The 11,781-nt window shown below is 39.1% G+C and carries 10 protein-coding genes and 1 riboswitch; of the genes, 8 read left to right on the top strand and 2 right to left on the bottom strand.

Going from position 1 to position 11,781, the window contains the following annotated elements; translation table 11 throughout:
• Positions 1-38: 38 nt before the first annotated feature.
• Positions 39-239, bottom strand: a riboswitch (Lysine riboswitch).
• Between the two features lie 191 nt (positions 240-430).
• The 6 genes from I6F47_RS15450 (at position 431) to I6F47_RS15425 (ending at position 8,969) form a co-directional block, all read left to right on the top strand.
• Positions 431-1,126 (top strand): DNA-3-methyladenine glycosylase I, encoded by a 696-nt coding sequence (locus tag I6F47_RS15450; RefSeq protein WP_165722236.1) that lies wholly within the window; start codon positions 431-433, stop codon positions 1,124-1,126.
• Positions 1,127-1,137: 11 nt separating this feature from the next.
• Positions 1,138-2,547 carry a protein adenylyltransferase SelO gene (locus I6F47_RS15445; RefSeq protein WP_165722234.1) on the top strand — a complete coding sequence of 470 codons (1,410 nt, stop codon included), beginning with the start codon at positions 1,138-1,140 and terminating at the stop codon, positions 2,545-2,547.
• A 390-nt stretch (positions 2,548-2,937) separates the two neighbouring features.
• Positions 2,938-3,999, top strand: coding sequence for an OmpA family protein (locus tag I6F47_RS15440; RefSeq protein ID WP_024607656.1), 1,062 nt, complete (start codon positions 2,938-2,940; stop codon positions 3,997-3,999).
• A gap of 292 nt (positions 4,000-4,291) precedes the next feature.
• Positions 4,292-6,889, top strand: coding sequence for a bifunctional aconitate hydratase 2/2-methylisocitrate dehydratase (gene acnB / locus I6F47_RS15435; protein ID WP_024597216.1), 2,598 nt, complete (start codon positions 4,292-4,294; stop codon positions 6,887-6,889).
• 200 nt (positions 6,890-7,089) lie between these two features.
• On the top strand, positions 7,090-7,722 hold the full coding sequence (locus I6F47_RS15430; protein WP_007579988.1) for a 2OG-Fe dioxygenase family protein: 633 nt from the start codon (positions 7,090-7,092) through the stop codon (positions 7,720-7,722).
• Positions 7,723-7,733: 11 nt separating this feature from the next.
• Positions 7,734-8,969 carry a cysteine desulfurase-like protein gene (locus I6F47_RS15425; RefSeq protein ID WP_165722232.1) on the top strand — a complete coding sequence of 412 codons (1,236 nt, stop codon included), beginning with the start codon at positions 7,734-7,736 and terminating at the stop codon, positions 8,967-8,969.
• Between the two features lie 19 nt (positions 8,970-8,988).
• On the opposite strand, the gene I6F47_RS15420 is transcribed toward I6F47_RS15425, so the two are convergent.
• The gene (locus I6F47_RS15420) at positions 8,989-9,693 is read right to left on the bottom strand and encodes a 2OG-Fe(II) oxygenase (RefSeq protein ID WP_197184148.1); all 705 of its coding nucleotides are present in this window, start codon (positions 9,691-9,693) and stop codon (positions 8,989-8,991) included.
• Between the two features lie 33 nt (positions 9,694-9,726).
• Here I6F47_RS15420 and I6F47_RS15415 point away from each other — a divergent pair, with 33 nt between their 5' ends.
• Positions 9,727-10,125 (top strand): acyl-CoA thioesterase, encoded by a 399-nt coding sequence (locus tag I6F47_RS15415; RefSeq protein WP_165722229.1) that lies wholly within the window; start codon positions 9,727-9,729, stop codon positions 10,123-10,125.
• A 142-nt stretch (positions 10,126-10,267) separates the two neighbouring features.
• Positions 10,268-10,783, top strand: a complete 516-nt coding sequence (locus I6F47_RS15410) for an RNA polymerase sigma factor (RefSeq protein ID WP_024593443.1) — start codon at positions 10,268-10,270, stop codon at positions 10,781-10,783.
• 79 nt (positions 10,784-10,862) lie between these two features.
• Here I6F47_RS15410 and I6F47_RS15405 read toward each other — a convergent pair whose 3' ends face one another.
• Positions 10,863-11,747, bottom strand: coding sequence for a metallophosphoesterase (locus I6F47_RS15405; protein WP_197184147.1), 885 nt, complete (start codon positions 11,745-11,747; stop codon positions 10,863-10,865).
• Positions 11,748-11,781: the final 34 nt, after the last annotated feature.

Genomic DNA, 11,781 nt, shown 5'->3' with positions numbered 1-11,781 from the left:
ATGGGCTTAAAATAATAGGGCGCACGGCCTTAATATTTAAGACCAGAAGCTCTCCACCAAACTAATAAGCTGCTTTTTATAAGCAGCTATTGGTGACAGTCGCTAGGGTTCAACCTAGTCGCCCGAAATAAACACCTCGCAAAAGTGGTTACTTCTCGGCGTTAATTCCCCTCACGTATGCTCACTGGAGTTTGCGCTCCTAACATACGCTACCTGAATAACGCACCTCTTCTAGCCCTTTGCACCTGTTTGTAGAGTAAAACTTACAAACCTGTGCAATTTAAATAGGGTAATTACGGCGATTAAAGCATTTTAGCCATCTGGGTGTCAAGCTACTAAATACAGATTAATTCACCGAAAAGAGGGGTGGTTACGTATTGGGTGCTTTTCTCGTACACTAGACCCATAGTAGAAGTAAGGTATTAATCAGATGGAAAAATTTAGCGATATTTATAAGCGAGCGGTAGAGCGAAAAGGCTCTGAAAAAATGCTTAAGTTATTACTCGCAAAACCGCTATCTAAAAAACAACTAAGCACGTTAAGTGACGACGATTGGCTTGAGGAATTTACTCGAAAAGTATTTCAAAGTGGCTTTTATTGGTCAGTCATTAATAATAAGTGGCCAGGCTTTAGAGAGGTTTTTTGGGATTTTAGCGTTGATAAGTTATTAATGATGCCACCCGATATGCTGGAACAAAAAGCAACGGATGAGCGAATTGTTCGTAACTATAAAAAAGTAAAAACAATTACCGAAAATGCTTACATGATCAACGAAATAGCAGGGGAACATGGCAGTTTTAGTCAGTTTATCGCTAATTGGCCAACAGACGATATTATTGGTTTATGGGCGTATTTAAAAAAGCATGGTGCGCGTTTAGGCGGAAATACAGGGCCTTATGCACTGCGAGCACTTGGTAAAGATACTTTTTTACTATCACGCGATGTAGAGAGTTACTTACGGGCCCATAAAATTATAGACGGCGGCTTACAAACTAAAAAGTCACTAAATGCAGCCCAAGCCTTTTTTAACGAAATGCAAAAGCAAAGCGGCTTAAGTATGCAAGAGTTAAGCTTAATTGTTGCTTATGGCGTAGGTGACAACCGTGTTGGTATAAGTCAGCAATAATAGGAATTACCATGAAATTAGTGCCAAGATACACAGACATTACGGAAAACTTTGCGATAGAAGATTTCCCTGCAAGTGTTGCCTTTCCTCAGTTATTACTGTGGAACGAGAGCTTAGCAAAAGAGTTTAATATTAACGTTGCAGCTGATTTGCGTGCTAGCACTTTTAGCGGTAACGAAAAACAGGCGATTCCTGCAGTAGCACTTGGTTACTCTGGGCACCAATTTGGACATTTTTCACCACGTTTAGGCGATGGGCGAGCGCATTTACTGGGCGCTATTAATGATGATAAAAACCAGTTGTGGGATATTCAATTAAAAGGCTCTGGTGCTACTCCTTACTCAAGAGGGGGAGATGGGCGTTGTGCTCTTGGTCCTGCTATTCGTGAATACGTAATGAGCGAGGCAATGCATGCACTAGGCATTAAAACCACACGCTGCTTAGCGGTTGTTGGTAGTGGTGAAACGGTTTATCGTAATCCGCCACAAGCAGGCGCCATAGTGACTCGTTTAGCAACGAGCCATATTCGTGTTGGCTCGTTTCAATATTTAGCGACGCAAGGCGATGTTGAAGGACTTAAAAATTTAGCCGATTTAGCTATAGAGCGACACTGCCCAGAAATAACAGATACAGGATCGCAGCGCTATTTAGCATTTTTAGGCGCTGTGATTAAAAACCAAGTTAAGCTAGTTGTGAGCTGGATGCGTGTTGGCTTTATTCACGGAGTAATGAATACCGATAATACGCTAGTAAGCGGAGAAACCATTGATTACGGCCCGTGTGCCATGATGAATAGCTTTGACTTTGATACTGTATTTAGCTCTATCGACAAACAAGGTCGGTATGCATTTGGTAATCAACCTAATATAGCTAACTGGAACTGTGCTCGTTTAGCTGAGAGTTTAATACCGCTTATCAGCGATGATGACGAACAAGCTGTTTCGTTAATGACGCCATACATTAATAGCTTTGCTGAGCAATTTAATACTGAGTTTACGGCTATGTGGGGACAAAAGCTGGGTTTAAATGAATCTTGCAATAGTAGTGGCGAGTTAATCGCAGAGTTGTTAGCACTATTAAAAGATAATCAGCTCGATTACACCAATACCTTCGATGCGCTTACTGAATCCTTAAAAGAAGAAGTAGTAATACCAGAGTCGCTAATTGAATGGAGAGCTAAGTGGGTAAGCTTAACCGACGATAATAGTTATGAAATAATGAGAGCTGCAAATCCTCGTGTAATACCGCGTAATCATGTGATCGAAGAAATAATTGCACAATATAACGCTACAGGGTCTAGTGAGTTACTACAGCGCTTTATAAAAATAGCCAGTAACCCGTATTCTGACAGTGAAAAATTATCAGAATTTCAGGCTGCACCGATAAATGATAATGATTACCAAACTTTTTGTGGTACTTAATACTTAACTTTGAGTATAACTACATGATTAAAAAGAGTCATTTTTTAATCAAATATGTGCATATACCTAGGGTAATGTTAATTCTGGTGGTATTATGCGCCGAATTAAAGCCAAGCAATATTTCTTTGCATTTATAAGTGCATTTAATTTAATTGCTCTTACATTCCTTGCTAAGTACTAATTTACAACAAACTACTATATTTATTTTTCAATAAAGTTTTAATTTCGCCTATAGTAAGTGGATGTGTGTTGTGACGAGGCATAGAAAAAAGTTATAAACTTTATTTTTCGTTAAGTATTGATTAACAAAGGCTCAGTTAGTCTATATAAAACTGATTGAGCTAGTATCGATTAGCTACAATTTAAAATTGTTCAAATGGGAAGAAAACAATGAAATTAAAATCACTTACAATTGCAATCGCGTTGGCTGCAACTAGCGCATCTACATTCGCTGCTGATAAAGAAGAAGGTTTCTACATTGGCGCATTTGGCGACTATTATGACGCATCTTGGAAAAACATGCGTGCTCAAGCTGGTCTTGATGTAAATGAATCAACTGGCTGGGGTGTTGAAGCCGGTTACCGTTTCAGTGATTACTGGAGCGCACGTCTTGAATATGCAGATATGGATTTTAATGCTTTTGATAAAGTTGCTGGCAACCGCAACGGTATTGATGGCGAGCGTTACGGTATTGATGCTCTTTACCATTTAAATGGCGGTCCTTTCTACGGTCTTTTCGGTATTAAAGAAATAGACGTAGTAGATGACAATACATTCTTAAATGCAGGTGTTGGTTACCAACATTTCATTACAGATGGCTTATTTGTAAATGCTGAAACAGCTGTATACCAAGGTCTTGACCGTGGTTACACAGATGTAGGCGCTAAAATTGGTATTAACTACTTATTTGGCCAAAATTCAGCTCCTGTAGAGCCAGTTAAACCAGCTCCAGAGCCTAAGGTAATTGAAGTAGCTGTAGCTCCTACAGATAGCGACAACGACAACATTCCTGATGCAGATGATAAGTGTGCTAACACACCTATGACTGATGCAGTTGATGGCACTGGTTGTACTTTATATGAAGATAAAGAAGTGACTGTAAGCTTATTGGTGACTTTCCCTAACAATGCTTCAGCAGTATCTACTCAGTACTTAAACGATATTGAAAAAGTATCTGCATTCTTAAAAGATTACCCAGATACAACAGTACTTTTAGAAGGTCACACTTCTTCTGTAGGTAAAGCAACTTACAACAAATGGTTATCTAAAAAACGTGCTGATGCAGTAGCTAAGCAATTAGTTACTGATGGCATTGCTAAAGACCGTATTACTACAGTTGGTTTAGGTGAAGAGCGTCTTAAAAATGATGCAAACACTAAAGCTGCAAACGCAGAAAACCGTCGTGTAGAAGCGCATATCAAAACTATCAAAAACGTTAAAGTTTTACGTTAATTAAATAGTTTGTAATAAAAACCCAGCCAAGTGCTGGGTTTTTTTATGGCTGTAATAAATTAATATTGGTTAATGGTAATGATTCTTACTTAACAAGTATTCATGAAAATAGTTTTTACTACAACCACTATTCATAGTATTTATAATCGGTATAATCAGTTGCGTAACTGGATGGATTTTCATCTATCCATAAAAGCTTTATAATTACGCGTTAGAATACTATAAGTATTGGGTAACTTATTTGCGCTTGAAGCGCTACCGGATACTTTCACGTCACCAAGAGGGCAATATTGTGCTACAAGAATATCGTAAACACGTAGAAGAACGTGCCGCGTTAGGTATCGTACCAGCGCCATTAGATGCTCAGCAAACTGCTGATCTTATTGAATTAATCAAAAATCCACCTGCAGGTGAAGAAGAATTCATTTTAGATTTGTTCATTCAGCGTATACCAGCAGGTGTTGATGATGCTGCTTATATTAAAGCGGGCTTCTTAGCAGCTGTAGCTAAAGGTGAAACTAATTCTCCACTTGTTTCTAAAGAAAAAGCGGCAGAATTATTAGGTACAATGTTGGGCGGTTACAATATTGCACCAATGATTGACCTACTTGATGACGAAACACTTGCACCAATCGTAGTTAAAGGCCTTTCAAATACATTACTTATGTTTGATGCGTTCTACGATGTAGAAGAAAAAGCAAAAGCAGGTAATACATTCGCTAAGCAAATTATTGAGTCTTGGGCAAATGCAGAATGGTTTACTAATAAGCCAGCTGTTGCTGAAAAGATTTCAGTTACTGTATTTAAAGTAACTGGCGAAACAAATACTGATGACTTGTCTCCTGCACCAGATGCATGGTCTCGTCCAGATATCCCACTTCATGCTTTAGCAATGCTAAAAATTGAACGCGATGGTATTACACCTGATAAAGCGGGCGAAGTTGGTCCAATTACTCAGATTGAAGAATTAAAAACTAAAGGTTTACCACTTGCTTACGTAGGTGATGTTGTTGGTACGGGTTCTTCTCGTAAGTCTGCAACTAACTCTGTACTTTGGTTTATGGGCGATGATATCCCGTTTGTACCAAACAAGCGTGTTGGCGGTGTATGTTTAGGTAATAAAATTGCTCCAATCTTCTTCAACACAATGGAAGATTCAGGCGCATTACCAATCGAATTAAATGTTGATGAACTCAACATGGGCGAGCAAATCGACATTTATCCGTACGAAGGTGTTGTTAAGCAACATGGTACTGATAAAGTGATTTCTACTTTTGAGCTTAAATCTGATGTGATTTTAGATGAAGTTCGTGCTGGTGGTCGTATTCCACTAATCATCGGTCGTGGTTTAACTGATAAAGCGCGTACATCTCTTGGCTTAGGCGCAACTGATACATTTAAAGTACCAACAGCAACAGAAGTTTCTGATAAAGGCTTCACACTAGCGCAAAAAATGGTTGGTAAAGCATGTAACGTTGCAGGTATTCGCCCAGGTCAGTACTGTGAGCCTAAAATGACAACTGTTGGTTCGCAAGATACAACAGGTCCTATGACACGTGATGAACTTAAAGATCTAGCATGTTTAGGTTTCTCTGCAGATTTAACAATGCAGTCATTCTGTCATACATCAGCTTATCCTAAGCCTATCGATGTAAGCACTCACCATACGCTTCCTGATTTCATCATGAACCGTGGCGGTGTTTCACTTCGTCCAGGTGATGGTATTATTCACTCGTGGTTAAACCGTATGTTATTACCAGATACCGTAGGTACTGGTGGTGATTCACATACACGTTTCCCATTAGGTATTTCATTCCCAGCAGGTTCGGGTGCAGTAGCATTCGCAGCAGCAACAGGTGTTATGCCACTTGATATGCCTGAATCTATTTTGGTTCGTTTTAAAGGCGAAATGCAACCAGGTATCACTTTACGTGACCTTGTTCATGCAATCCCTTACTACGGTATCAAACAAGGTTTATTAACAGTTGAGAAAAAAGGTAAAATTAACGAATTCTCTGGTCGCGTACTAGAAATTGAAGGCGTTGAGCACCTAACTGTTGAGCAAGCGTTTGAATTATCAGATGCATCTGCAGAGCGTTCGGCAGCAGGTTGTACTGTTAAGTTATCTAAAGAGTCTATCTCTGAATACCTTGAGTCAAACATTGTTATGCTTAAGTGGATGATTTCTGAAGGTTACGGCGATGTACGTACGATTGAACGTCGTATTACTGCAATGCAAGATTGGTTAGCTAACCCAGAACTAATGGAAGCTGACGCTGATGCAGAGTACAAGCATATCGTTGAAATTGATTTAGCTGAGATTAAAGAACCTGTTCTTTGTGCTCCAAATGACCCAGATGATGCGCGTCTTCTTTCTGATGTTGCGGGCGAGAAAATTGATGAAGTATTCATCGGTTCTTGTATGACTAACATTGGTCACTTCCGTGCTGCTGGTAAGTTGCTTGATGGCTTTAAAGGTCAACTTCCGACTCAGCTTTGGGTTGCTCCACCTACTAAGATGGATAAAGATCAGCTTACAGAAGAAGGTTACTATGGTATTTTTGGTCGTGTTGGCGCACGTATCGAAACTCCAGGTTGTTCACTATGTATGGGTAACCAAGCACGTGTTGCAGATAAAGCTACTGTTGTGTCTACCTCTACACGTAACTTCCCTAACCGTTTAGGTAATGGCGCAAACGTATTCTTAGCATCATCTGAGCTTGCTGCAATTGCTGCAATCATTGGTAAATTACCAACAGTTGCTGAGTACCAAGAATATGCAGCGAAGATCAATGCAACGGCTTCAGATACATACCGTTACTTGAACTTCCACCGTATGCCTGCTTACACTAAAAAAGCAGACAACGTGATTATCCAACAAGCTGTATAATTTTTAGAGTTTGTTTAAAAACCCGCTTAGGCGGGTTTTTTATTGGCTAAAATAAATATTAGATAGTTCATGCTTCTTTTTTTATATTATTGTATTAACTCTAGACATAAATTGCTTTTAAAGTAATTAATCGCGCAAAAATTCCTATCAAAATGCATTAAAATCCTCATCAATATTCTCATTATTTTAGGCGAGATTTTATGACAGCATTAAACAACCAGAATTTACTGCAACTACGTTTTGTTAACCAAGCAAATATTGATTTGGTTAAGCCTTCTTTTGATAACCTGCCTGCAAATCCATATGCAGATGGTGCCTTTCGTAAACGTCGTTACTCAGTAGTTAAAATGCAAAATGGTGAAATAAAGTTACAACAAACCAAAGCATTTGTTCAAGACGATTCAATTAATACTTTTCAAGGTAATGTAGAGCGTACTTACGAAAACCTAGAGCAAAGTTTACTTGAATCAGAAGGCATGAAAAGCATTGTAAATGAGTTTCGCCAACTTACCGGTATTGATGAACAGCGTGATATTGAAATTCATCAGTTCCGTATGCTTGCTATTAATAGTGATACGCCAGCAGCGCCAGAAGGCGTGCATCAAGATGGTTTTGACCATGTATGTATATGCGGTGTTTCTCATGAAAATTTAGAAGGTGGCGAGCTACTTGTATACGAAAACAAGCAAGCTGAGCCTTGTTTTAAAATGGAAATAAAAGACGGCATGTTTGCATTAATAAATGACCGTCAAGTGTGGCACAACGCAACACCTATGAACAAAATTGATGCTAGCAAACCAGGTTACCTGGATTGTTTTGTATTAACGTCTTAAGGAAGTTAGGCATGAACATAACGCAATTACGTGAGCAGTTTCCTGCATTAATGCAAAACGTTGATGGTAAATCGCCAATATTTTTAGACGGACCAGGTGGCTCGCAGGTACCAACATCGGTGCTTAATGCGATGACAGCTTATTTAGGTCATTATAATTCGAACTTAGGTGGCGCGTTTTTTTCAAGTGATAAAACAGTTGAGTTGATGGCGAATGCGCGTCAAGCAGCCGCTGATTTACTTAATGCACCTAGCTCACAACACATTGTGTTTGGTCCAAACATGACCAGCCTAACATTTAGCTTTAGCCGTGCTATTTCACGCGACTGGCAGGCTGGCGATGAAATAATTGTAACCAATGCCGATCATTTCTCAAATGTATCGTCGTGGCAGCAAGCTGCAGAAGATAAAGACGTAAAGGTAAATACAGCGCTTATTAATGAAGCTGATTGCAGCTTAGATATGGTGCAATTTGAAAGCTTATTAAACAGCAACACTAAGCTTGTAGCGGTAACTTACGCTTCAAATACCACAGGTTCAATTAATAATATTAAACGTATTGTTGAGCTTGCTCACGCTGTAGGCGCACTTGTTTATGTTGATGCCGTACATTACGCACCGCACGAACTTGTTGACGTGCAAGCGCTTGATTGCGACTTTTTAGCCTGCTCTGCATATAAGTTTTTTGGCCCGCATTTAGGTCTGGTTTACGGTAAAAAAGAACATTTAGACGGGTTTACACCTTATAAAGTTGAGCCAGCTAAAGACGTAGCACCAGGTCGTTGGGAAACCGGCACACAAAGCTTTGAAGCCATGGCGGGTTTTATCGCGGCTGTTGATTACATTGCAGCAATTAGCGAACTTGACGATAGCCATTCACGCCGCGAAAAGCTAAGCATAGCTTTTGCTAAAACTAAACAACACGAAATGGCGCTTAGTGAGCACTTTTTAACGCGCTTGGTAAACTATCCACGCATTAAGTTGTTTGGTATTGATGACTTTGATCGCTTAAATGAGCGTACACCTACTTTTGCTTTAATTTTTGAAGGGCTTGAGCCGCGCGCCGTTTCAGAATTTTTAGGTAAGCAGCATATTTGCGTGTGGGATGGTAACTTTTACGCGCAAGGTTTGTGCAAGCAACTAGGTGTGCTTGATAAAGGCGGTGTAGTACGTATTGGTTGTATGCACTACAACACGATTACTGAACTTGATAAGCTATTTGACTTATTTGATGAACTACTCGGTTAATCATGTAAGTTTTGGTGCGCTAACTCTTTGGCGCACCGTATATTTGTTCTGCGCGGTTAAACAGTACCCACGAGGTTAAAATATACTTATCGTTTGATACTGGCTTATTACCTCTGTGGGTATGTGTAAAGTAGCCAGGAGCTATTACCATAGTGCCTTTTTTAGGTGCTATTTTACGATTTTGATAGTAAAACTCCGTTTCACCGCCTTCATCAACATCGTTTAAATAAAACATAAATAACAACACGCGATGCAAAGCTTCATTGTGCTGTAGCTGCGGGTAAACTTCACTATGCCAGTAAGGGTAGCCACCTTTGTTTACTTCATATTTTTGCGCTTGAATATTACCAAGTCTAAAAATTTGCTGCACTAGCAAAGGTAATTGCGGTTTACCCACTTCTTCAAAATTCTCTTGGGTTAAATCGACTACTTCACCTGTTTTTGGGTGATAGACCTTTAAGCCAAACGCCCCAATCATCATAAAAATATGCTCTTCAACATACTTAAAAACATGCTGTGCAGTCGTTTGTTGTATATGTTTTAATTGTTGTGCATATTCGGGGTGATTATTTAAGTGTAGGTCGTGACTGTCTTTTTTCTTTAAGTCGACACCGCCCGATGTTACCCCTTGTCTTACATGCGGGCTTTGCGCGAATGTGGAAATAAATTCATCGCAAAACTCATCGCTTAATGCGTTATCAACAACGCGTATAAAGTCCGTCATGGTTTACCTTTATATAATTATTATTGGATTTTTATGTTTATTGAAAAAGTGATGCCGCGCTTTAGCGAAACAGATGCACTCGGACACATTAACAATACCGTACTCCCTGTATGGTTTGAAGTCGCACGTGGACCTATTTTTAAGTTTTTTACACCGGACTTAAACCCGCATGATTGGAAATTGATTATCGCCAAAGTTGAAGTGTCGTTTGTGGGCGAATTATTTTATGGCCACGAAGTGACCGTAAAAACCTCTGTAGAGCATATAGGCACTAGCTCTTTTACGCTTAGACAGGAAGCATGGCAACACAATAAATGCTGCGCAATAGGCAAGGCTGTGATGGTGAGGTACGATTTTATTGCTAAATCAAAGCAAGCGCTTAGCATTGACGAAAAAGCGGCGCTTAACGAGCATATTACTGCTGAGTCATAACTTGCTAATAAATGACCTTTTAGTGACAAACGCTTGGTTTGTCATATTCTTAGCATAATTGAATGCTAAATTAATCCTCTTAAATACAACAGCTAACACAGTTGTTTTTACTTTTGAATTAAGAGGTTTTTAAGGTCATTTTATGATTATCGAATCATTTTTTGAAAAGTTATATACCGAGCACAATAGTGAACTAAACCGTAGAGTCCGTGATTTTTTTGGGGCAAGCCTTAGCGACCATGAAGATTTAGTGCAAGAAGCATTTAGTAATATGTTATCGCATCAGCATATTGATAAAATAGAGTTTCCGAAAGCTTATCTGCTTCGTTCAGCTATTAACATTGGTTTAAATTATCGTTCTCGTTTTAAAAACACTCAACATTTTTTAGACGATACCCGCGATAATATTGATGAACCACTATGTACACAAGGTAGCCCTGAGGATCTATGTAGCATGAATTTGCGAATTGAATATATTTCAGATGCGATGAATACGCTTACAGATAAGCAGCGAGACCTTATAGTACGTAGTCGTATTCATGGTGAAACATATCAACAAATTAAAGTGGCAACAGGGTTTAGCCTAGGTGATATAAGCCGTCAAATGCAAAGTGCTATTGAGCAATTGCATAGCTACATAAGTGCCAAAAATGCGTGACTAAGTTCCCTAGTCACGCTAATCCTCTCCTTGTACGCGTTATTATATAGAGCCATAGGTTATCTTCGTTTTATTGCGGTTATTTAATAGGAAGAACCATTGAAGGCTGCCTCCCTTGACCATTAATTTTAAGTTGGGTTGGCGAAAATTCAAGAGTGCTAAATGCAGTTGTATCGGTATCAAGCATCGCATGAAAAGTTACAAAGTGAATGCCGTCTTTTTTTGCGTAGTTACCTACATGGTTATGACCATTAAACCATGCTTTTACGGTTGAATACTGGCTAATAAGGGTTAGCACTTCTTGCGCGTTCCATAGGTTATGATTGTTCTCCGGAAAAATAGGAAAATGACTCAGTAGCACAACAGGTTGCTCTTTTACTTGCGCTACTTTTAGCTTCTCTTCTAACCACTTAAGCTGTTTTATACCAATTGCGCCATTCCAATCTTCATGCCCTTTATATTGAGAGTTAAACAAAGCCATATTTTGTTGATGTTTTTTACTATTTTTAGGCCATGCGTAAGTGCTCACATCGTTGCCATCTAAAGCAATAAAGAGCCAATTATTTATTTCAAAACTGTAGTAGCGCGATGGCATGTTTAAAGTGTTAGTTATGCGCATTTTAAACTTATCATCTACCGAGAATTCATGGTTTCCTAATACATGATAAAGGGGAGTATTAAGCGATGATGATATTGTATTTAACGGAGTAAAACTTTTAAATTCACGGTCGATAAAGTCGCCTAAATGCAATACACCCGATAAAGGGTGTTGATTAAATTGCTCAACCGCAGTGCTGAACTTTTGAGGGCAAGATGTATAGTGTCGAGTACCTTTATTGGCTTGTTCTGCATATTGGCAATCGGCAATAACACCTAAAGTAAATGTGTCATTTGCAGCAATTGATGGGCAACAAATCAAAAGCAGGAATAAATTAATGAGTAATGAAACAGTGTATTTTTGCATAACTTTTTTCCTTAAGGTAACTGGCTGCAAAAGC

It is taken from the genome of Pseudoalteromonas sp. NZS37 (assembly GCF_015864265.1).
GTDB classification, from domain to species: domain Bacteria; phylum Pseudomonadota; class Gammaproteobacteria; order Enterobacterales; family Alteromonadaceae; genus Pseudoalteromonas; species Pseudoalteromonas arctica.
The sequence above is the reverse complement of the archived record's forward strand: the minus strand, read 5'-3'. Positions and strand labels throughout refer to the sequence as shown.